Annotated in this window: 17 protein-coding genes; 8 read left to right on the forward strand and 9 right to left on the reverse strand. The window is 54.6% G+C overall.

The genetic code is table 11. The features are described from left to right. Positions 1–203 precede the first annotated feature (203 nt). From KF752_20645 to glmM, 4 genes are all read right to left on the reverse strand, one after another. Entirely contained in the window at positions 204–1,520 is a 1,317-nt protein-coding gene (locus KF752_20645) for an esterase-like activity of phytase family protein (GenBank protein ID MBX3423974.1), read from the reverse strand. Between the two features lie 639 nt (positions 1,521–2,159). Beyond that, a complete protein-coding gene (locus KF752_20650) occupies positions 2,160–2,765 on the reverse strand; it encodes an ISAs1 family transposase (GenBank protein ID MBX3423975.1) in 606 nt (201 codons plus the stop codon). Between the two features lie 13 nt (positions 2,766–2,778). After that, the gene (locus KF752_20655) at positions 2,779–3,024 is read right to left on the reverse strand and encodes a transposase family protein (protein MBX3423976.1); all 246 of its coding nucleotides are present in this window, start codon (positions 3,022–3,024) and stop codon (positions 2,779–2,781) included. Positions 3,025–3,451: 427 nt separating this feature from the next. Further along, positions 3,452–4,804 (reverse strand): phosphoglucosamine mutase, encoded by a 1,353-nt coding sequence (gene glmM, locus KF752_20660; GenBank protein ID MBX3423977.1) that lies wholly within the window; start codon positions 4,802–4,804, stop codon positions 3,452–3,454. A gap of 342 nt (positions 4,805–5,146) precedes the next feature. Here glmM and KF752_20665 point away from each other — a divergent pair, with 342 nt between their 5' ends. The 4 genes from KF752_20665 (at position 5,147) to KF752_20680 (ending at position 9,380) form a co-directional block, all read left to right on the forward strand. Then, complete coding sequence (locus KF752_20665; protein ID MBX3423978.1) at positions 5,147–6,979, forward strand: phospho-sugar mutase; 1,833 nt, start codon at positions 5,147–5,149, stop codon at positions 6,977–6,979. Between the two features lie 145 nt (positions 6,980–7,124). Next, positions 7,125–7,349, forward strand: a complete 225-nt coding sequence (locus tag KF752_20670; protein ID MBX3423979.1) for a hypothetical protein — start codon at positions 7,125–7,127, stop codon at positions 7,347–7,349. A 41-nt stretch (positions 7,350–7,390) separates the two neighbouring features. Beyond that, positions 7,391–8,086 (forward strand): TIGR00266 family protein, encoded by a 696-nt coding sequence (locus KF752_20675; protein MBX3423980.1) that lies wholly within the window; start codon positions 7,391–7,393, stop codon positions 8,084–8,086. Between the two features lies 1 nt (position 8,087). Further along, positions 8,088–9,380, forward strand: a complete 1,293-nt coding sequence (locus KF752_20680) for a M48 family metalloprotease (GenBank protein MBX3423981.1) — start codon at positions 8,088–8,090, stop codon at positions 9,378–9,380. Between the two features lie 121 nt (positions 9,381–9,501). Here the strand turns inward: KF752_20680 and KF752_20685 are convergent, their stop codons facing one another. The 4 genes from KF752_20685 to KF752_20700 form a co-directional block, all read right to left on the reverse strand. Further along, a complete protein-coding gene (locus KF752_20685; protein MBX3423982.1) occupies positions 9,502–12,672 on the reverse strand; it encodes a response regulator in 3,171 nt (1,056 codons plus the stop codon). Between the two features lie 6 nt (positions 12,673–12,678). Next, entirely contained in the window at positions 12,679–13,605 is a 927-nt protein-coding gene (locus tag KF752_20690) for a response regulator (protein MBX3423983.1), read from the reverse strand. Between the two features lie 181 nt (positions 13,606–13,786). Continuing rightward, a complete protein-coding gene (locus tag KF752_20695) occupies positions 13,787–15,580 on the reverse strand; it encodes an ABC transporter ATP-binding protein (GenBank protein ID MBX3423984.1) in 1,794 nt (597 codons plus the stop codon). A 212-nt stretch (positions 15,581–15,792) separates the two neighbouring features. Then, a complete protein-coding gene (locus tag KF752_20700; protein MBX3423985.1) occupies positions 15,793–17,394 on the reverse strand; it encodes a hypothetical protein in 1,602 nt (533 codons plus the stop codon). Between the two features lie 953 nt (positions 17,395–18,347). On the opposite strand from KF752_20700, the gene KF752_20705 reads away from it, so the two are divergent. From KF752_20705 to KF752_20720, 4 genes are all read left to right on the forward strand, one after another. Continuing rightward, positions 18,348–18,920: a response regulator gene (locus KF752_20705; protein ID MBX3423986.1), complete on the forward strand. Its 573-nt coding sequence runs from the start codon at positions 18,348–18,350 to the stop codon at positions 18,918–18,920. 314 nt (positions 18,921–19,234) lie between these two features. Then, positions 19,235–19,756 (forward strand): cyclic pyranopterin monophosphate synthase MoaC, encoded by a 522-nt coding sequence (moaC, locus tag KF752_20710; GenBank protein MBX3423987.1) that lies wholly within the window; start codon positions 19,235–19,237, stop codon positions 19,754–19,756. Positions 19,757–19,811: 55 nt separating this feature from the next. After that, entirely contained in the window at positions 19,812–20,918 is a 1,107-nt protein-coding gene (locus KF752_20715; protein ID MBX3423988.1) for a polyprenyl synthetase family protein, read from the forward strand. A gap of 50 nt (positions 20,919–20,968) precedes the next feature. Beyond that, positions 20,969–22,906, forward strand: coding sequence for a serine/threonine protein kinase (locus KF752_20720; protein MBX3423989.1), 1,938 nt, complete (start codon positions 20,969–20,971; stop codon positions 22,904–22,906). Positions 22,907–22,915: 9 nt separating this feature from the next. On the opposite strand, the gene nrdR is transcribed toward KF752_20720, so the two are convergent. Further along, positions 22,916–23,386: a transcriptional regulator NrdR gene (gene nrdR, locus KF752_20725; protein ID MBX3423990.1), complete on the reverse strand. Its 471-nt coding sequence runs from the start codon at positions 23,384–23,386 to the stop codon at positions 22,916–22,918. Positions 23,387–23,535: the final 149 nt, after the last annotated feature.

Genomic DNA, 23,535 nt, shown 5'->3' on the forward strand with positions numbered 1-23,535 from the left:
GTGCCTCACGTCAACTGACAGGTTCCTAAGCTGAATTCCAATTTCAGGAAGCCGTACTCGGGCGATCTTGCGTTGCACCGAAGCAGCAACGACCAAACTAAACGAATATCTATCGCGTCGTTCGCCCTTATCCCCCAAACCCATCAAATTATTCTGTCAATCCACTGTCCCCCGACAGATTGCTGTGTCCCCAGTCCACGCCTTCACGGGTTGATTGCAAACCCAAATATATAACTGCCACGCCGGCTATCAAAATCATTGTCGGTGCAGATCACTAGTTGACGCCGTCCATCTGGTAGGGGTGGCCCTAAGGCTAAGCCTTCTACCTTTTCTAGTCCTGGTAACTCGTTCAGGCCATGTTTCGGATCAAGCAAATCCAGGAATAAGGTTTTGCCCACCGGCTTGATCGCAGCCGGTAATGGTCCATGGGCAGGCAAAGATTTCACGGTACTAATGTCAGTAGCCATCGTAGTATCAATCAGAAAAATGGCTTTGCATTTTGAAGTGCCTGCTGGCTTGCCGTCGCGTTCCAGAACCAGCAGGCGATGATCGTCCACCGCCAAGATTTCACTGATTCCGAAGTGTGTATCTTCTAAAGGATAGGCGAACTGATACACCGGTGGTCCCGACGCACGAACATCCAGCTTGATCAGCCGTACATAGTCACCCAAGCGTTTGTCACCCACCGGATGACTGTCCTGGACCAGCGGCCCTTGAAAAGCGGCCACCATCGTCTGGCCATCCGGCATCAAGGCCAACCCCTCCAGTCCACGATTGGGCACCGCACCCACTTTGGCTGTCGCGATAGCGCTCTCCGAGACGGTTCGTATCCAGTCGGGTAAAGTCCACGACTCCAATAATACGAGATCCGCCGAAAATCGATCGACGTAAGGACCATACTCGTCTGTAACCAACAGACTTCCGTCTCGTGCCACGCGAACTCCTTCTGGATCATAAGCAAGGCCTCGCACAATGCTAGGCTGATCTCCATCGGCTTGCCTGCCAAGTGCCGCCTTGGGTACGCTGGTCTTGGCATCCTCTAGTTGATGCTTCAGCCATCCACTCAAAAATACTCCGGGCTGTAGCTGAATGAATTTTGTGACCAATGTTGTTACTTCAACTTGCCTGAGCGCAAGCTGCTTGATTTCCAGCAAGTGAATGCGACAACGGTAGTCGGTAGCACCATCTTTTGGGCCACGATCGGCCAAGGCCCAATACAAGTCGCCTTGACCTGCATATTCAATGGCGGATAACCCACCCAAGAGGTTGTGCGGCGTGCCATCGCTAAGCAACTCATGTTGTCCGCTGCAATCGGTACTGTCGGCTGGAATGCATGCCTGCCACAGCAATTGAACGCTCGGGCTGTCTGCCTGCCTACCACTGGTCGCAGTGTCAGCCCTCAGGGGAGCGATTAGGGCGAATGTCAAAACGCACATACCTAGCCGTCGAAAACCTCGGCCAGCGCGATATAAGAATGGGTATTTCAGTCGAATGCTTTCCCTGTCTAACAATATTTCCATTTGTTATTAACTTTCATTATTCACTTGGCTGTCAGTCAAGCCTTTCGGCCTCTTCTACCTCGACAGAGATTTTTATCGAAAGTCTGCGTCGCGATTCAGCTCTAAGTCTTCGTGTTCCCGGCATCGCGAATGGAGGTTGCGGCGCAGCGCCTCGGCAGGCCACGCTCACGAACCTCATCCTACAAGTCGCTTGTGAAGGCGGCGTTAAGGCGATGTGAAGGCAGCGCAAAGTGAAGGAAAAGAGTGATAAGCTGGTGCGATTGCCCAGTATCGACGGACGGTGTGGAATTCCCCACGAACAGTAGACAGTGATTCTCATAAGTTAGTTGGGTAAAAAATAGCGATTAAGATGGTTCGCTCGGAAATCACCAACAAAGGCAGGGGAATGAAATCTGTGCCTTCTCTGTCACAATTCGACACTCACCATGTGCTCCGCTCGAAGACTCGCTGCGCCTAGGCGAGTGAGCACGGCCAGCGCGTAATTAAGTCATTGTCCGCCAAGGACTTGCTCAAGGATGTCGGTATTGTAGGCTGTCAATTCCATGCGACCGACGATGCTCTCGTTCTTCTTCTGACGGCGTTTAAGCAGCGAGATAGCGAAGCGCTGTAGCTAACTGAGATTGGTTGACTAAGGCCCGCTCACTGGTCTGCTGCGCGTCCTCGCGAAAGGTTACGTCCAACGTCCCGTGCATCGACTCGATCGACCAGTGATCGCGCACGGCAGCGGCAACCGCAGATACTGTCAGCAACCGGCCAGAGGATGAAGTAGCGTGTCTGGAATGTCTCTTGTCGGTTGGCATCTGTACTGACGCGAACCGCATAGCCGATGGCTTTGACCGAGGGCCAGGCTTTCTTGATTGGCGAATCTTTCTTCAGCTTGATCATTCCGTAGCTGCGTTCATCAATCCGCCCATGTGACTGGTCGGTGGTTTGGAGGCTGCGGCAGTACAGGTCTTCCCGTACTCCCTCGAGTACATCAAAGACCAATTCTTCGACCGTATCAAATAGGTTCAGCTGATTGGCTTTGACAGCTACCACGTAGGTTCCCTTTCGCTTGTCGATCTGGGCTACGATCTGCTTTTGACATCCCATGGCGTCGATCGTGACGATCGAATTCTTCAAGTCGATCTGCTCCAGTAGCTCTGGAATCGCTGTGATTTCATTGGATTTCTCCTGCGTAGCGATCTGTCCAAGTGCCACTCCTTGCTCACTAGCCCATGCGCTCACAATGTGCAGCGGCCCCAGTCCTTGCGAGCGATCATGTGAGCCGCGACAGGTCTTGCCATCGGGTGGCGATTAGCCGAGGCTGACCATCTTCTGTTTGCTCCATGTGCGAGGCTAGCCAGCGCATGAAGCATTTCTGAAACGCTTCGGGCTCAAGCGCGATGAGCACTCTGCGAATACAATTTCGTGATGGCAGGCCACCGGGAAGCTCCAAGAACCTTTCCAGAAAGTCTCGCTTGCCCTTGGCCCAGCGCTCGGGTGCCTGTCGGACCTTTGGCACTTAAGATAATCGCGCAAATGCAGATCACGATCAGATCCGTCAATTTGTGTTTGCGGTTCTTGGTGTCTCTCGGATCGGACAAGCTCTCGAAGTATTGGCTGACCAGTTCGACTCGAACCGCTTTTGCAGTGGACATGATCGGCTCTCTCGTAGACCAAGCAGCGACACAGCTTCCACGGCCTTCGCAGAAAAAGTCTCGTCGCGCATGCCTATGGTCTTACCAAAGAAATCCGTATCGCGCTAGACTACCTAGGCAGCCTTGCATTGCGCGCTGGCCGTGATTGAAACGATGGTGCGAGAAATTGTAATAGTGCTTAAAGGGATAGGCTATCAATATCTGGAAATTGCATGGAGTCGGAGAAGATTTTGTTTTCGCAGTGGAAGAGTTCTCCAGTCAAAAAAATCGAATGGGATTGACCAATTAGAGCTACTTCATAGCGGCGATTTGCATGGCTTGGTCGCAGAGCTGTCGAGCTTGCTGGGTGGTAGGAGCTTCGGTCATGAAGCGGACGATGGGCTCGGTGTTGCTACCACGTACGAGTAGCCAGCGGTCGGGCCACTGGAGTTTGAGCCCGTCCAGCGTGCTGCTGGCAGCTTCTGGCATCGCAGTGACTAGTTTTTTGAATAGTGCGGGTAGTTCGGCACTGGACAACTGAATCTTGTCTTTGATCATTGCCAATGGTGGCAGGGCCGCGACATGCTGCGAAACGGTTTGACCGCTGCTGGCCAACAAGCTCAGGATTCGAGCCATGCCGACAAAGCTGTCACGAACGTAGCCCACGGCTGGGTCTATCGGCCCACCATTACCCTCACCGCCAAAGACTGCATGCTGCTGCAACATAGCATCGGCCACATTGGCTTCACCCACCGCCGACTGCACTACATGGCAACCAAACTTCTCGGCCACATACCTAGAGACGCTGCTGGTGGCACAGTTGGTAACTACACAGCCACCTGAACCAGCGTGCTGTGGCAGTGCCTGCAACAGACACAAGCCCAAGGTCAGCTCTTCGCCGATAAACCGACCGCGCTCGTCGATCACAGCCAGCCGATCCGCATCGGGATCCTGACAAAATCCAACATCGTAATGGCCATCGGCCACGCGCTGGCACACTTGGCCTAAGTTCTCGGCGAGCGGTTCGGGCGGGTGCCAGAACTGCCCGTCGGGAACATCGCCCAACACGGTAATCTGGCAACCCAAAGCTTCTAATAATCGCCGGCCGAGAATACTCCCGGCACCGTGATTGCTGTCCAACAGCACGCGAAACTGTCGCTTACGCACTGCGGCACCAGCGATGGTGCCAAGCACCAAATTCAAATGTGCAGCGTGTGCATCTGCCACCTCGACAATTCTTCCAAGGTGCTCGACGTTGCTCCAGCGTGCCAGTGACGCTCGATAACCTTCCAACACCGACTCGCCCTGCGTTTTGGGCAACACGCGTCCGTCGGCACCGAACAGCTTAAGGCCGTTGTACTGCTTCGGATTGTGGCTGGCCGAAATCTGAATGCCTGCCACCGCGCCCAGCGTGCGAACCTGAATTCCAACAGTCGGCGTTGCGGCTGGTCCTAAATCAGCAACATCTAAGCCATGTGCCAGCAGTGTCGAGCTAACTGCCTGAGCCAACAGGGCTCCACTGTGCCGACCGTCGCGACCGATAACAACGAGTCCTTTGGGCAGATTGGCCGCCAGGGCTGCAACATAGCGCACCGCGACAGCCGGCGTTAGTTGTTCTCCAAGGACTCCGCGTAGTCCGCTGACGCTGATGATGGGTTCGCTCATGAGATGCTGTGAGGTAGGCAAAAGTATTGGTTGAAATAATGCGATTTGACGGTTAGCGCCTGTGGTGGGCCGGCGCTGGGACCAGCTAAGTGTATTGAGACAAGCGTTGCCACCTTCTGGATACCTTGAGGTTTATAGCCCGTTCGTAGCGGCCACGCGTGTTCAACTCTACGAATCTGCACCCAGTCTACCGCTACAAATCGCGTGAGCGTTTGCGATTATAACGCCTGTTGCGTGATCAGCTATTCTGATCGCGGTGACTGTACGCCAAAAGTTGGTTGCCGTACAATTCGGCCCACCGGCGATCGAGAATCACCATTTCACGGCAACAACGAGGTTTCCATGAACCATCAACAGGCGGTTGAAGCCGCCCAGCAAGCCGTCCAGGCCGGACATCTGTCCGGTACGGCGTTTGAGAATTTGACCAACTGGCTGACGCAATCCAGATACGCCGAGTACCAACCTGCCATCTTGGAGCATATTCAGCAAAACCTTTGGAAACAGTTGGATGATGTCTTTTGGACGATCATTCCGTTTGGGACGGGCGGACGGCGCGGACGGATGTACGAGTTTGGCTCAAACGCCATCAATCGCCGCACGATCGGCGAAAGCGCTCAAGGACTGGCCACTTACGTACTGGAACAGCCGGGCAGCCAGAATCGACAGCTCAAATGCGCCATCGCCTACGATACGCGACATCGCTCGCGAGAGTTTGCCGAACTGTGCGCGGGCATTATGGTCGCTAACGGATTCCGGGTCTATTTTCTGGACGAGTATCGAGCCACACCGCAACTCTCCTTTGCCGTGCGAAGTAAAGCCTGCGATTGCGGAATCATGGTCACCGCCAGCCACAATCCACCATCGGACAACGCGGTCAAGGTCTACTGGTCGACAGGCGCTCAAATTCTACCGCCTCACGACAAGGCGATTATCGATCGTGTGATGAATGTTCAGCAGATTGAACAAGTCGATTTCCAGCAAGCGCTAGCTGATGGCCGCATCCAGATTTGTACCGCCGAAATCGACTCGGCCTTTTTGCAGCAAGCTATGCAGTATGCCTGGCCCGGCCCGCGCGATGCTAAGCTGATCTTCTCACCGCTGCATGGCGTAGGTGCCCTGGCAACGATGCCGCTGCTGAGCAGTGCTGGCTTTGCCGATGTTGAAGTCTACGGGCCGCACGCCGAACCGAGTGGCGATTTCCCAAACGTACCGGGCCATGTCAGCAATCCGGAAAACACTCAAGTTTTTGATGCCATCATCCAGCGGGCCAAGCAAATTGGGGCCGATGGAATCATTGCCACCGATCCAGACTGCGATCGCATCGGCTGCGCCGTGCCATTGACCACCCAGACCGGCAGCTCCTGGGCAACTCTAAATGGCAATCAGATCGGCGCGCTGTTGGCAGATTTTGTGTGCGACAAGATGCGACAACTGGAACGGCTTACGCCGCGATCATACGTGATCACCACGCTCGTGACTACGCGTTTGACGGCTCGAATCGCTGCCAGTTACGGTGTTGCCTGCCACAGCAATTTGCACGTCGGTTTCAAATGGATTGCTGGTGTTATGGATCAAGTTGGACCCGACGATTTTATATTTGGCACAGAAGAGTCGCATGGCTATTTGATTGGGCAATTCGTGCGCGACAAAGACGGTGCGACGGCAACCCTGTTGATGGCGCAGTTAATCGCCCAGCTCAAGAGCCAAGGCAAGACGCCTCATCAGCGGTTAGATGAATTGCTACAGCAACATGGCTGCCATCAGGAAACGCTGGTCAACGTGCAAATGGAAGGCAGCCAAGGCATGTCGCTGATGCGGCGACTGATGGAGGCGTTTCGCACCGCTCCACCCACGCAGTTAGGCGGCATCCCCGTTGCCCGAGTGCGCGATTACAAGTCGTTGACGATCCGATTGCCCAATGGTCAGACTCAGCCACTACAAGCGCCGCCTGCCGACATGGTCATGCTTGACCTGGAACTGGATGGCAACTATTTCGCAGTTCGCCCGTCAGGCACGGAACCGAAAGTCAAGTTTTACATGTTCGGCTACTGCTCGCCCGAGGACAGCCGCGATCTAGAGGCTGCTAAGGAAACCGTATCAAGGCGACTATCAACCTTGGAACAAGACATTCGCAGTTATGTGAAACAGGTTACGAACTCCTTGAGTTTGACGTGAAAAATTGCATTTGCTATAAAGTGTCGCCATGCGGTTCGCTACCGAATATGTCGGCTGCCCTACCGATGGATCGACTCGAATTTCATGTTTCAATGTGATTTGTGCGTGTTGGCTGCATTCAAGTAGAATTAAAAAGGGCGAAATCATGGCCACTGGGAATCTCTTATTGGCTCGACGCGGTGGTGGACTAGGCTCGATCATCGGCTGGTTTGTTCGCATCGTGATCTATGACATTTGCATCACCGGTATCTCAGACATCCTGGGGGTACCCCGAATGGTCGCACTGTTTATCTTCCTGGGAATTATGGGGCTGGTCGCTTTTGGTGGCTATATTATGAAACAGCGTATGTCGCCAGGCGTCGAAGACTAAGGTTTCGTCGAGCAGGCAATGGGAAGCAGGGCCATCAGCGCATGGAATACGACGTACGATTCGGCCCGGTTTTCTCCGTTGTCGAATTTCGGCTCAACCAGAGAGAAACGGTTATCGCCCAGCCTAATAGTATGTTATCGATGACTGGTGGGTTGGAGCTGTCAGCGGCGTTGGGACGCAGCGGCTCGGCGTCCAGTTCCGGCTGGATGGGTGGAATGAAGAATTTCCTTGGTGGGGAAAATGTTTTCGCCGCCGAGTTTTGTGCCAAGCGCGATCAGCAGACATTGATTCTGGCACCCGACGTGCATGGGGATATCCTGGTGATACCGCTGCATGAGCGCGGCGGTTACTATTTGACTCGAGGCTCGTTTCTGGCCAGTTATGGCCAGTGCGAAATGAGTATCAAATACGGTGGCGTGAAAGGACTCATGGCGCGGACCGGCATTTTTTTAATGCACGCTGTCGGTAGCGGTACGGTCTTTTGTCAGACCCACGGAGCCATCCTCGAAAAGCAACTGGCTGACGATGAAAAATTCTTTATCGACAATCGCTTTGTGGTCGCTTTTTCCGATACCGTCCAGTATCAATTGGTGAAAGCTACCAAGAAAATTAAGGATGCCGTTTTGTCTGGGGAAGGACTAGTCGTGCGTTATACCGGTCCTGGAAAAGTGTATTACCAAACCCGCTCTAAACCGGCAGCAGGTTGGTTGGCCTCGTTGTTCAATGCAGCGTTCTAGCGTGAGTGTGGATTCCAACGACTTATTGGCTCAAGCCCCTGCGCGGCAACAGCTCCTGGACCGCCTCGAGCGGGCGAACCGTATCAGTCGCGTGGTGGTGCTGCTGATGGGGATGGGCACCATAGGCCTAGCAGCCTTGGTCGACTGGCAGCACGCTGCAGGCGATCCATGGCTGGCGATTGTGTGCCTGGGTGTCGTTGCCGGGCCGCTGACAATGGAGTTGTTGCGCATTGTCTTTAGAAAGAAAAAACTCATTGAAGACCTGATGGAGCAGACTCGATTCGGCATCTACGACAAACATCGACTACGCCGGCTGTATGACGATACACTACGGCTGCTTCAGTTACCCAATCAACGCGTTCCACTGTTCATCACGGCGGACAAGAGCCTAAACGCAATGGTGGTCCATCCGGGATTGGGGTGGCTGTCGCGATCGTTCCATGGCATTTACCTTCATCGGCAAATGCTGCACAAGCTCAATCCACGCGAAGTCCAGGACACGCTTGGTCATGAACTGGGACACTATTATCGCTACTATTTGACCCTGGATCGCTATCTTTGGTTAGCGCTCGTCTTTAGTGCGTTGCTAGGCATGTATGTTTCTCAGTCACTATTCGCAGATGGAATGTTTGGCCCGTTTCCGTTGTTAATTACCAACGGAAGCTGTTGGTACATCTGCAATCTACAGCGAGTCCGCCACTCGAAGTCAATCGAGTTTTTGTGCGATGACATGGGGGCTCATACCCACGGCGTGGTCAATTCAATTTCGGCGTTAATGAAGTTAGGCGTAGAGTCTGAATTGGAACTATCGATTCACATCCAGGCTTCCCAGGCTGCGCGGAGCGGCAAGCTACAGGCGATGCAAATTGTTCAGGCGATCGAAGCCGCCATACCATACGGACACGCTTCGCACGAGCAGTTGATGGCTGCAGTTGAAAGAGAACTCCAGAATCGCGCCCTGGCCGGGCCTTCGGTGGCAGGATTCTTGCGCTACGCTTGGCAATCCGATGCTGATGCCGAAGCCGACGAAGAATACGCAGCCACAATCAAGCGGTATGAGTTGGCTCGACAGAAGCCCCGCATTCTGTGGGAATCGTTGGTCGACGACCCCACAACCCCAGAACTGGATGATCACTCAGCCGAGGCCTTGATCCAGTTGATGGCCGCCCAACCATCGGCAGAGCTGTTCCCGGTGGCTGATGCGATGAACAGTGAGCACGGCTCCCATCCATCGCTCAAGCAACGCATCTTATATCTGTGGAAGAATCGCCGCGAAATCGAGAATTCCGTTTAATCTCTGGCAGCCTTTGGCGGCAAAGCCCGTGGCCGCGTGGTGCCTTGCAACCGATTCTGTTGGTCTCCTTGGCTCACGCCACGGACCGCTCTGAAACACGTGGTGACTGGCGTTGCCGTATTTACGTCGACGTCTTCTCTAACCACAGTTCAATTTCTGCAATCATGGCGGTGGTATCCAAGTGCAGCTTGGTGAATTGCTGTTGTGCGGTCAGCGTATCGCCAGAACGTGCAGCCTTCTCGATAGCTGAGGCTGCCGAAGCAACTTGCGTGGCATCGAACAGAGCCGCTGCACTTTTAAGCGAATGCGACGCGCGCACCAACAGTTTGTCGTCGTGGGATTCAATCGCGCGAGTCATTTCCTGCAGTCGCTGCACGGCCTCACTTCGCAATGTGACGACCAATTCTCGAAGCTGTGTTGGCGAACAGCGTAGACGAGTCAACGGTGCTTCAATATTCAACAGACTGACTCGCATAGGTTCCGGTCGTAACCGAGTCGTTTCGGGCAGTTCGACTGCTGCACCCGAATGGCCGTCCATTCCAGACGATGGATTGCCGAGGCTGTACAGTAACTTATCCAGTCTCCGAAAGTCGATCGGCTTGCTCAAGTAATCATCCATGCCCGCCTGCAGACAACGCTGCTGGTCCTCGGCTCGAGCTGCGGCAGTGATGGCGATAATGGGAACATGCTGGCCGGCTGGTTCCAGTTGTCTGATGCGCTCGGTTGCCTGCAGACCATCCATCAGCGGCATCTGCACATCCATGAAGATGGCATCAAAGTTGAACTGCTGCCAAGCCTCGACAGCCGCTGCCCCATCTTCGACACAGGTTACCTCATGTCCGCGTTGGCTGAGCAGTCCAAGAAATACAGCGCGGTTTACTGCACCATCTTCAGCCAGCAGAATCCGGAGTTTTCGCGGTGGGACCATCGGCTGCTCATTCAAGCTACCCACGGGTTCAGCATCGCGGTCTTCGTCGCCAATCTCCCGGCAAATTGCATGGCAGACTTCGGACGCCAACGCCGGCTTTTGCAACAGTGCGTCGATACGCAATTGCGACATCTGTGGCTCATCAACAGGTTGCAATGCAGTGGTTAGCAGTAAAGTAATCATGGGCCGCGAAGCTGCCACAGCCTGCAGTTGGGCAATTAAGGACAGGCTGTCGATATGGGGCATCACTTGATCGACGACCAAGCAAACTGGCCCTGGCGTCTCGTCGAGACACTGCTGCAAGAGTTGCTTGGCTTCAGCGCAGGAATCCGTGTGGTGCGCTCGCAGTCCGCGACGCTGTAGCGCTTGAGCCAAAGCGAGGCGACTGCTGACGTGGTCGTCGACGATCAATACCGGCATACCTTGAAGTTGATCCGAAAACACCAGTCTGGAACTGCCGGTCACCGGCGCCGCAGCAAACTCGCATGTGAAGTGAAATACCGATCCTATGCCTACCTCGCTTTCCAACCAGATGCGTCCGCCCATCATCTCGACCAGCCGACTAGAAATGCTAAGGCCCAATCCGCTGCCGCCATATTGCCGGGTCGTTGAGCGGTCAGCTTGGGCAAAGGCCTCAAAAATCGCCGCCTGCTTCGCTTGAGGAATGCCGATTCCGGTATCGGCTACTGAGAAATGCAAACTGTAGTTGGCGGCGGCTGGCGGACCGTCAGCAATGGCAACTCGCACCGTGATTTCACCTGCCTTGGTAAACTTGATGGCGTTGCCCACTAAATTGACCAACACTTGACGTAAACGAATCTCGTCGCCAACTAACAGCTCGGGTATATCGCGCTCGATCACCAGAATTAACTCAGTGCCATTCTGGGCCGCCCGCGTAGCTAGACTTTTGGTGGCATTACTAACGCACTTGCGAAAGTCGAATGGAGTTAATTCCAACTCCATTTTACCGGCCTCGATCTTTGAAAAATCAAGGATATCGTTGATGATGCGCAGCAGCGATTGAGCCGACTGTTCCACCATCTGTACGAAAGATCGCTGTGCGTCGGTCAATCGCGTGTGCGCCAACAGTTCGGTCATGCCGATGATGCCGTTCATGGGAGTACGTATTTCGTGGCTCATATTGGCCAGAAACTCACTCTTGGCTCGATTGGCTTGATCGGCGGCATCTCGAGCTTCTCGCAGTGCTTGCTCACTCAGAACAAGTTTGGTGATATCTCGTCCGACGCCAAAGGTACCCACAATCTTTCCGGTGTGGTCCCGTAGCGGCAGCTTCGTTGTATAGGACCAGCTATCGGGTCGATCAGGCCACGTCTCACGTTCGACAACGCCGATGACCCCTTGGCCAGTTTGCATGATCTGCAATTCATCTTGTCGAGCCTTACTCGCATGTTCGCTGGTAAACACATCAGCATCAGATTTCCCGAGCAGTGATTCGTAATCGGAGAAACCAAACTTGATCATCATTCCGCGACTGACGCGAATAAAGCGGCTGGCAGCGTCCTTGAAATAGATTGAGTCCGGGCTATTGTCCAGCAGCGTGTGTAGCAAATGGCGCTCGCGCTCCAAGGCTTGCTCGGTCAATTTCCGTTGACTCACGTCCCAGTACAAGACCTGGATGCCGGTAATCTGCTGATCAGCGTCACGAATGGGGCACTTGATTACTTCTACCCAGGCCGTGGACCCGTCAGCACGCCGATTCTGCTCCAACTGGTGCAGAGCTTGGCCAGTCTCCAGTACACGACGATCATCCTTTAGGAACTTATCTGCCAGCTCTGGTGGATACAGATCGTTATCGGTCTTGCCTAACACATCTTTGATTGTCCAGCGATTGTATTCTAAGCAGTGCCGATTGGCGTAAATCACCCGCCCCTTCAAATCCTTGAGCATCATGCTGATGGACAGACTATCGGCAATGGATCGAAAACGCGCCTGATTATGACGCAGCACATCGCTGACCACCTGCTTGTCGGCGATGCATTCGGCCAGCAAGATAATCTGATTGGGACACACCCACAGGCTGTGGACCCGCACGGGGATAAACGTCCCTACCACACTGCGAATCTCAAGTTCGGGGCAAGGCAGGGCGGTTGGTTCCGAACCGTACGACTGCAATCCAATCGCCAGCTGCTCCAGTCCTGGACCTCGCAAAAGCTGCCCTTGCCAATTGGCCAGATCGCTGCCGCTATCCAGCGGCCAGCCGGTCAACGCGATGGCTTTGCGATTGAGGAATTCCAAGCGATGAAGGTCGGGGGACAGGACGAGCACGAGGTCCGACAGACAATCCAGCACGGCCAAAATCGGCTGATGTTCACGCGGCAGCCGCTGGATGCGAAGCGTTTCCATAATCGCCTAGGATTGCTTGGAGGCCAGACAATGTTTCACCAGTGTAATTTCGTTGCCGGAACCATTAAACGAAACTTTGTCCATAAATCGGTAGATCAACGCGAAGCCGCGTCCCGTGTCTCCGGTAAACGGGGCAGCTCCTTCGTGTACCTGATGCCGCGACTCCCATGTCTTGACGTCAAATCCGTGCCCATCGTCTTTGATGACGATGCGAATGAGGTCTCGCATCAGCCGCGCATCGAAATGAATTTTGCGATTTCTGTACGGGGCCGCATTCAACCGCTCGCGAACCACGCTAGGCAACGAATCTATCCGGCAATCGCTAATCGATGCTTGGGGACACTGCTGTCGGCTGAGTTCCAGATTGCCACGAAACATCGCATTCGAAGCGGCTTGTTGCAACGCTTGAGAGACGCGATAGCGGTCCATCACAGTCAATAACTCCATTCCTGCAGCCATCTGCGTCACCAAGTCGATCGCAGCAATCAAATGCTCGGGCTGGTTAGGCAGCAAGAACACCATACGATTTTCCAAGGTGCAGTCAATCAACTCGCTGTAGCGCTGATCGGTCCGCATCACGCCCAGCACATCCTCCACGGTACTCAGCAACAGATCGTTGGCCATAGACTTGGGCACGTATGCGGTAGCGCCGACACTCAGCGCTTCAGCTGCCAAACGTTCTGACCCTTGGCCGGTGATCAACACCGCTGGCACATCGGGAAATTCGGACTTCATCCGCCGGATGAGTTCCAATCCATTCATGACAGGCAATTCCAAATCCGAAATTACCAGCTCGCACACTCCGTCAGCCAGCAACTGCAGCGCCGGGACACCGTCGTCACAGACTTCTACCTTGTGCGAACCAGACTCTAGCAACAACTTCAACTGCAATGCTTGAGTTGGGCTGTCTTCAACTAGTAAGATGTTCGACATGACTCACTCTCCCCACCCCGAATTCAGCATCAACGGCCAACTCGACAGGCATTCCTGCTGAATACCAAGGACGACATTGAATCAGAATCTACCCACATCACCGCTGGCGTTCATTCTAACATTCTAGCGTAGCGGTAGTGGGTCTAGCGGCCAGAAAATGAGCAACTAACGCTGACCGTAGTTAGGACGGACCGCCCGTTTGAAACGGATTGTAGCGCAGGTACGTCAGATGGCGATACAAATCGTTTTTCTGAATCAAATCGGCGTGCGAACCGACTGCTAACACTCGGTGCTCGTAAACAAAGATTACCCGGTCACACTGCCTGAGGGTATTCAACCGCTGAGGCAGGACTACCGTTATCCGGCGTGCATCGACCAGGCTCGATATGGCCTGAAGCGTCGCCTGCTGAACGGCGGGGTCGGCCCCTGAGTCAGGTTCTTCGATAACCACGACGGAAGCGTTCTTCAGCAAAGCGCGGGCGATGCCCATGCGAAAGGCGTCGTCGCCGACGAAACGATCGTCGTCATGAGTGATAAGTGTACTTGGCCCCTCGGACATACGGATCATGAGGTCGGTCAGATGAGCTTGTCGAACGGCGTTTTCGAAAGCTGGCTGACTACTTGCCCGCAAGTTCTCAGCCACCGAACCGGTCAATACACCGCCGTCGCTGGCTACCCAATGGGCACACCGAATCAAGCAGTCGGACTGAAGATCGCTGACCAGTGTCCCATCGACTAACATCCGACCACTGGTGGGCCGTCCAAGACCGATCAACAATTCGGCCAAGGCCCTGCCTTCCAGCCATTGATGTGCGGCGATGCCAATCAATTGCCCAGGTTCAAACACCACGCTGACATCCTCTAGCAGCTTGCGACCACGACTGTCTTGGACAGTAACGTGCTCCAACTCCGCACGACTCCGAACAGCATCGATTCGCGGAAAGGTTGCGTCATCGAACCCAGGGACCACCAGCCCCAAAAAACGATTCAATTCGTCGGCGGCCGTGGCTATATGACTGTTGTCTCGCGTCACTTGCATGATTCGCCGAGCGCTATAAACCGCGCCGATCAAGCAACCTAGAAAAGCGACGACCGCTGGTAACTGTAGAGTTTCACGCAAGACTTGGATGGATGTCACAAACAGCAACAAGCAGGCTAAACAGGTCAAACCAAGAAACAGCAAGGGTACCTTCCACGCTGAACTGGTCAAACTGCGGAGCGCATCGCGACGATACAGCTCCAGTCGTTCTGCAACCTTGCTTTCGATCTCCGGCTGGCTATGGACCGCTTCTAACAGCGGTCCACGCAGACTCAAATTCACCAGGGCAGTTCGATGCTGTGCCGCCTTCTCGCGTATCACCGGCAAATGTGAGCGGCGCAGTCGATCCAGAAATTGATAGACCAGCAGGACCAGAACCGCCGTAACCACCGCCAGAAAAGTAAACTGCGGATGAATCAGTCCGGCGGTCAACAAACCGGCGGTGCATTGAACAGGATGCCGTGGCATCGATCGCCAGTGCATGCTCAAAACATTGCGGACGCGCGGCAGGTGATACTCCAAGCAGTCCTGCAGTGATGTCTGCTGAGCCGACAAGGTGCGCACTTTGGCCAAGCGACGAGCATGCTGACGCAACCTGTCGATCATGGCAATTTCAAAATCTACAGCCGCTCGCTGCGAAAGCCGATAGATTACAAACAGCAGGACTTGCGACACCACAACCACCGCCAATGCGGCCAGCAATAGCCAACTGACTCGCGCCATTGGTGAAAGTTCACCAAGTAGCCACGTCACATGGGGCAAGCGCGCTGTAAATGCGGCAAACGGCTGCTGGATTAAGGCTTGGACTATGTAGCCAGCCAGCACGGCTAACACGGGAACGCTCAGCCCAATAACGCAATTCAGGAGCGCGGCCGGATAACGCCAATGCGATACCGGGATTTGCTGCACAAGCGATCTCAAGGAATGTGGGGACACGGCCAATAGTCTCAATTTAGGTTCACCCCAACGCCCCAAAATCGGCTCGCCTAGAAACGCTGGCCTGATCCGATGGCGCTGCCACTACACTAATGTAGTCAATTGCTAGCGTCAGTGCCCAGCAATTAAGAAAAATGCTTGGTCGCCGTCAAAATGTGCCTCGAATAGTGAGTTTTTTGTCAAGGCTGAAACCGCAGAGAGAACTGCGCAAACTACGCAGTTGGGCTGCGAAGACTGGCAAGTAGATTGCGATAGCGCACATATAGACTTCGAAGCAAGTGGACCATCCACAGGTTTACAGCTACCGACAAGACGAATAGCACGAACAAATGATAGTTGTCGTTAGCATCTACGGCACTGCCTGCAGCCCCCTTCCCGATATCCGAGCGTGAATAGTCGCTCGCGCTCCCCGCGTCAGCCTGGCTAATGCGAGACGGATCGCGACTTTGACTTGTCGTAGGATAACCATCGCTGTGCAGGCGATTGTTGGAGGCAATCAAAGTATCCTGACGTCCCATCTGCGGGGAGTTCATCCCTGTGTCTTGCCACCGGTTCTGAGCCCGCATTTGGTCGGCAATCGACATGCCAGGTCGCGCGCCTGAATCGCCGACTCCATTGTAGGGATTAGCGAAACCGGGATTGGTCCGCGCGAAATCAGCTTGCCCAAAACCCGACCCCGTGGGTTGCCCGTAATTGTATTGGTATCCCAGAGGGGCGCCGGCGTATTGGCCGGACATGGCCTGTGGATCGTTTTGCAGCGGAGCGTTTGGCCACATCATTGTTTGGCCTGGTGCATTCCAATCCTGCCCGCCTTGCCCCGTCATTGACGACTGCGCTGGCTGTCCAATCGCTCCGGCCCCAAATCTATTATCAGCGATGCGCGTTGGGTCACTGACTGATTGCCAACCGTTGTTGTTACCGAAATTGTTATTGCCGACGTTTGCGCTCGGATAGTTGTCTGAGGGGCGATTGGCGGCAGTGCGACTCGATTGATTGCTTAACGCCTCCCGCGCGGTCTCCGTGTAACGTCCGGAATTGTTCTGAAGATTCGTCTGGTTTCCGAATCCGCCCGAATTGGCGAGGCTATTTCCGCGCTGCGCGGTCGTCGCAGCATTCTGTGGAGGTGGAGAACTCCAGTTCGGTAACCCGGACATAGCTGTTGAGTTCGAGTTGTTTGTCGAGCCATAATTGTTGGCTGGCCCTGGGTTACCGCTGCGGGCGGATTCTAAAAATGCACTTCCAAGTGGCGTTGTAGCTGGCGAATTGTTATTTGGTGCAGCATTGGTACGCGCCGGATAGGACTGCGGATACTCCGGCAAAGCGGGTTGACTGTTGCCTGATTGTGCTTGGCTATAGCCTTGCTGGTTGTTATTGGTGGCATTGACATTCACCACCGGCGCGTCGGGTTCTAAATTCTGAAACCGTCCTGGCGGTAAGCCGGCAGTCATTGGAATCATGCGCTCGATCTCCTGAAGACTAGGAGTTCTCGGCAGAATCTGTGTCCCAATACTGACCACCACTCGCTGAATACGGCCCGCCAACTGCTTGGGAATCTCGCTGGTAAACTCCTTTTGGTCCGTCGTGCGATTCATAAACGGCAACATGTCGGGGGCGATTTGAACCAAGTATTCGAGTTCATTTTGATTGTTCAGCTGCCAGCCGTACTTGGTTACATCGCCGCTGCCAGCGTCTACGGTAGCAGAACCTAACGGCGTGGTACCTGCTGAAGGTACACCCGGTGGGCCCGACGGAAATGGGGCGAGCTGAGTCTGAGCCAACAGCGACAACGAAAATAAGAAACTGAGTCCATTCATGTGAATATCCCATCGTGGGCCAGTGGATCGACGCGCGGATGTTCTGGGCCATCGGCACGCCGGCGAACAATGGAACCTTGCAACTGCATGATTGCTCCATTGGGTCCATTAGTTAGAGTACATCATTAAGGCAAAAGATGTAAAGAGAGAAAACTGGACTAGTAATCCGTTTGCTAGCGAGCGCATAGCGTAATATAGACTGAGGCTGGCTCCCGAACGACACGAATACCGACGGGCAGACGCGATTTGGGGGGCTGGAGAGCCCAGGCAAACCTTACTACGTTCTCGTTGTCGGAATTGCCGGGGAAGTGCCGGTCGTAGACGTTTTGTGATCTGGAACTTAGCAAACGAGGATTCTCACTAAAGTAATTACCCCGCTGGAATCGAATACTATCTGCGGACAGTTTGTTCTGCAAAGTCCCAACGGATCGAATGATGCGGCGGGCGCGCGGGAGAGCTGGTTCAGTTAGGGGGGAATCTAACTGAGCTATCCGATTGGAGAGGTAACTTTCCAGTCACTCGATGATAGCTGGCCACCCGGCGATTCCAAATCGCCGCTGGTAGGTGCGTGGATTCCGTGGGCACTGCCGACACAGTGCTCCGCTCCTAGTTGTTTCCAGACGCTTCAGAGCGCTGACGCATCAATAGCATGATCGCTCGGGGGTGTGGTCATGACCGGTCGCATCCGTGGACAAGGGATCGCGGGGGCATGCTGGCCGAAACAATTGAATCGGTGATGCTTTCATGGGAACGCTGAGCCTGTGGGTATCGCAGCCAATTCAAACAACTAGCCCTGACCCAAGTGTTTGCAGGTCGGTCATCAACGGATTGATGGCCAGGTGACAGAGCCTCTCTGTCTCAAACTTGCAGACAGGGGCGTTCACGGCCGCTGAAGATCGCCTGCGATTTTTGACGGCTTCCAAAATCACGTAAGGAAAACGGAGATCCTGTATATGAAGGTGTTCACCACTGGACAGGTCGCCAAGATCTGCAAAGTGGCTCCGAGAACCGTTAGTAAATGGTTTGACTCGGGCCGCTTGAAGGGATATCGCATCCCTGGATCGCAAGACCGTCGTATCCCGCGAGAATACCTCATCAAATTTCTCAAAGAGCATGGCATGCCTTTGGGCGATCTTGAAGATGAGGCAATGGCTAAGGTCCTGATCGTGGCCCAAGACCCTGTCTTGATCGAGAACCTCAAGCGCGAACTGCCGCCTGAGAAATCGTTCAAAGTAGGCACTGCCGCCAGCGGTTTCGAGGCCGGTATTCAGGCAGAAAGCTTCCACCCGGATTGCATGATCGTCGACTTCTCGATCGGCAAGGTTGAAGCGTTGCAAATCTGCCAGAATCTGCGCAAGAACAACGACTTCACCGAAATCGTTCTGATTGCGTTGCTGCCCGACGATGGCCAAACGTTTAGTTTTGATCGTTCGGCAATCAATGAAACGTTCAAGAAACCTTTCGACGCTCGGCTTCTGGCCGAAAGGTTGCGAACGCTCATTGGCGGCAAGAAAGAGTTGGTCTAACGGACTTCGTTACGGCTCAGTTGCCTCAACCGGCCCCGCGATCACTCGGCTAAACCCCAAATTTTACCTAACACGACGCACGATCAGCCTGCTAGCCTTCCGCTAGCGGGCTTTTCTGCTTTCGTGGGGCCACGAAGCCCGGAGTTGGAAATCCGATTCAGACGTGCCACGATCTCGGCGACGGTGGCTACCTGGCCGTCAGGGATTCTGCCAGCCAACTCGACGGGCTATAATTCTAGGCATGTTCCGCACGCTGAGCGGAATGTTATTGCCAAACTTCCGCTGGCCCCAAGTCGCATATTCTAAAAACAACCATGACAAATCAGGGCAGTGTTTCATCGGCGGCAGAGCAGTTGACGCACCTGGACTCCAGCGGACAGGCGCGGATGGTCAATGTGGCTGATAAACCCGTTAGTCTGCGCACGGCCACGGCCAGCGCCCTATGCTCGATGAATGCAGCTACCGCCCAAGCGATTCGCGACAACCAGGTTGCCAAGGGGGATGTGTTAAGCGTTGCCAAACTGGCAGCTATTTCTGCTTGCAAGCGCACGTCAGAACTGATCCCCCTATGCCACAACGTGGGGTTGGACGGAGTCAACGTGGAATTTCAGTGGCTAAGCCCGTGCCAGCTACAAATCACTGTGCAGAGCCAAGCAACTGCGCGAACTGGAGTCGAAATGGAGGCCATGGTAGGCGCATCGGTGGCAGCCTTGACGGTGTACGACATGTGCAAGTCCAGCGATCGCAGCCTCAGCATTTCGCAAGTGCTACTGCTCAGTAAGAGCGGTGGCCTGCGGGGTGACTATCGGCGCCCACCCAATGCAGACTCCACCTGAGTATCCAGGCTGGCTATAGGACACCAGATTGATTTAGTTTTTTGACCCCGAAAGCATGATGAAACAACCTGTGGAACTGGATGACTCTCGCATCAGAAGCTCCGACCAGCAAAGCCACCATGCCACGGCCTTGCCGCAGGATGCCGAACAGCTAGCTGCCGATACAGCGGGATTGAAGCGGTTGGTAAAACACTGTCTGGGTGGCCAGTTGGATCAGGTCGAATTGGCTCTGGCCGCAACTCTCGAGAGTCGTCACCAGGCGGTGGCTAACTTAGCGCGGCAAGCATCGGCCATGGGCGGCAAGCGGCTACGTCCGATGCTGGTGCTGTTGTCGGCACAGGCCGCGACGCCACCAGACTCCAACCGACCCTCAGCCCGCGATCAACAAGACTTGACTCGTATCGCCGTAGCTGTCGAGCTTGTCCATGCAGCTAGTCTAATTCACGATGACGTTATGGATCATGCCGAAAGTCGGCGTCATCTGCCGACAATCTACAAATTAGAAGGCAATTCGGCAGCCATACTGGTGGGCGATTTTCTGTTTACCAAAGCCTACGCTTCCGCCGCCGGTTGTCGTTCAACACTGCCCGCGCGCCGGATCGCAGCCGCAGCCACGCAACTGTGCGAAGGCGAATTGCGACAACAGATGTCAGCCGACAATTGGACACTGCCACTGAGTGACTACTACAGCCAACTCGTCCAAAAGACGGCCTCGTTGTGCGCCGCGAGCTGCCGTTTAGGAGCCTGGCAGGTGGGTGCACCGCTTCAGCAGCAGCGCGGGCTCGAGAGGTTCGGCAAGCATCTTGGTCTGGCTTTTCAGATTTATGACGACTGGCTGGACTACTGGGGTACCAGCCAAGTTGGCAAGACACTGGGGACTGATCTGGCACAACATAAGCCTACTTTACCACTGCTGTACTTCTTGCGTGACAGTTCACCTGAACAAGCAGGACGGCTGTTGCAGTTATTGACTTCAGGCTCGGTCGAACAGCGTCAGGATGCCTGCGAAATGATTCGACAGTCCAGTGCGGGAGAGCGGACGTTACGCACGGCCCGTCGATGGATTGACAAGGCGTTAGCCGGTCTGCAAACCCTGTCTCAATCGCCAGCCAAATCAGCTTTAGAAGCCATCGCTCGGTTTAGCGTGCATCGTCAAGCTTGACTCCAATTCCTTGGCCACTTCGTCCGTCGGTCGCAGGTACCGCCGCGTCCATGAGTCCCCCGCAATTTGAATACATTGGCCCGTACCAGGTCCAGCGACTGATCGGTCGCGGTGGCATGGGTGCCGTCTATCATGGCCTACATTCAAGAAGCGGTGAGCAAGTGGCCATCAAGGTGATTGCCTCGGGGATCGCCAATCAACCCAGATTTCGACGACGATTTGCGGCTGAGATCGACGCGCTCAAACGACTGCGACATCCCAATATCGTCAGCCTGATTGGCTATGGCGAGGAGCAGGGTCTACTTTTCTACGTCATGGAATTCGTTTCTGGTAAGTCGCTGTACGAACTGATGCGAGATCGTGGGAGGTTATCGTGGCAAGAGGTGCTCAACATCGGCATCCAGACCAGCGCCGCGCTGAAACACGCGCATAACCTAGGCATCATCCACCGCGACCTTAAGCCTGCCAACTTGATGCTCGACTCGAAGAGTCAAGTCAAGCTAACAGACTTTGGAATTGCCAAGCTATTTGGGTCAACTGACGAAACGGCCTACGGCACCGTGTTGGGCACAGCCGATTACATGCCGCCGGAACAGGCCGAAGGCAAAGTGGTCACCAACCGCAGCGATTTGTATAGTCTGGGCTGCCTGCTGTTTGCGCTGCTAACCGGTAAACCACCCTTTACTGGCAAGAGCGTCCCCGAAGTCCTCTATGCGGTGCGCTACAGTTCGGTCCCCAACCTGGCAGCGCAGGCTGGCGATGCACCTGGGGAACTGATTGAACTGATTCATCAACTGCTGGCCAAGGACCCGCAGCAACGCCCACCCACCGCACTGGTCGTCGGTAATCGACTGAAGTCAATTCAACAAGCAATTGGCGGCAGCTCTGTGCTAACGGCTGGCAATCCCTCGTCTCTGTCGCCGGCAGGGCCTCCCACCGGCACCACGGTGGTTGGCAAACAACTAACGTCGCTGGACATGGAGGACCACCACCTGGAAGCAAACACTCAGTGGCCGGATGCATCCGATAGCGGGCCGAGCGGAGAGCACTCCCACTTTGGGACCCACGAGCACCGAACACTGGCGGCATCTGAAGTTTCACCCAATCCATCCGTATCCTCGGATAACACGGGCAGTATTGAGCGATCGTCTCCTACCATTGCACCGTCTGCCAATTCTGAAACCAGTCTGCAGCTGACGGGTGTGTCTAACCTGTCGGAGGCCGGCCGCAGACATGAAAACCACTACACGCCCATCACTACCGAGGATACCGCTCGCTATACAACGCTCGGTGGATCATCCGGCCACCAGCCGCGATGGGATTGGTCCCATTTTGCATCGTTGACCGGCATCGTAGTCACGCTTGTGGCCAGTCTGGCGTTTGGTTGGTGGATGTTGCAGCCTCCATCGGCCGATCAACTCTATCGAAAAATCATGCAAGTTACCCAAGCCAGTGGCGAGGATCAGTCTCGCTCAGCCAAGGATTGGATGCGGCAATTTCTACAGTTGTACCCTAACGACGAACGCGCCATTGAAATACAGGCTTTGGTGGACGAGTCCGAACTAGTGCGCACTGTACGCATCCTACAGCGCAGAGCCAGCCGATCCGATGCTCAGCAAAGGCTAACCCATATCGAGCAAGGATTCTTGGACTGTATCCAGATTCGCAGCCAGGACTTCCAGCTTGGCCAAGAAAAACTGGCAGCATTCGTCGGACTATTTTCTTCTGAAGAACTCACTCCGACTGAGCGGCGATTGATTGAATTGGCCAAACATGCTGCCCGTGCGAAGGCTCCACAACCAGCCGATCAAGACCTGGCTGCTCAGGACTATCTCGAGCAACTGCTTCTCAACGTGGACCAATCCATGTCGCCACAGCAGCGCAGCAACCACTATCGACAATTGCTGCTGTTGTATGAAGGCAAGCCTTGGGCCGCCGGGCAGGTCGCCAGAATCAAGGAACTATTAGCCGCCGAATCCTCGGAATAACGTACGCACTCACAGCGAGGGATCACTTGAATGCAACCGCAGAGGCGCCAACTCAGCCACAAAATCTTCGACGTCTTTGAATTCGCGGTACACGCTGGCAAATCGCACGTATGCCACTTGGTCTAGCTCGGCCAAACGCTGCATAACCAAATGCCCGATGGCGCTGCTGTGCACATCGGACTCCAGATCGCTCTGCAGGTCTGCCTCGACTTGCGACGCTAACATTCGAATCTGTTGACCGCTAATCGGTCGTTTCCAGCAAGCCCGCTCGACGCCACGCTCGATCTTCTCACGCATGAATGGTTCGCGAGCCCCATCCTTCTTCATCACCCGAAACGCTTGCTGCTCAACTCGCTCGTAGGTGGTAAACCGATGGCGACATTGATTGCAAAAACGGCGGCGGCGAATCGAACGACCATCATCGCTGGCCCGCGAGTCAATAACTCGATCATTGTCGGAACTACAATTCGGACAGATCATGCGTCGCTCCCAGTTGCACCCTTTTTCCGCTGCAGCGACTTGTAAAATGACCGCCGCGCGAATCTTGGCCAATTAGTGTACGCTGTATCTTTGTTGAGCGGAATTAGACTTCAGTCCGCATGGCGTAGAGTCGGCGAGATACATGGAGA

This window comes from Pirellulaceae bacterium, from assembly GCA_019636385.1.
Lineage (GTDB): Bacteria > Planctomycetota > Planctomycetia > Pirellulales > Pirellulaceae > Aureliella.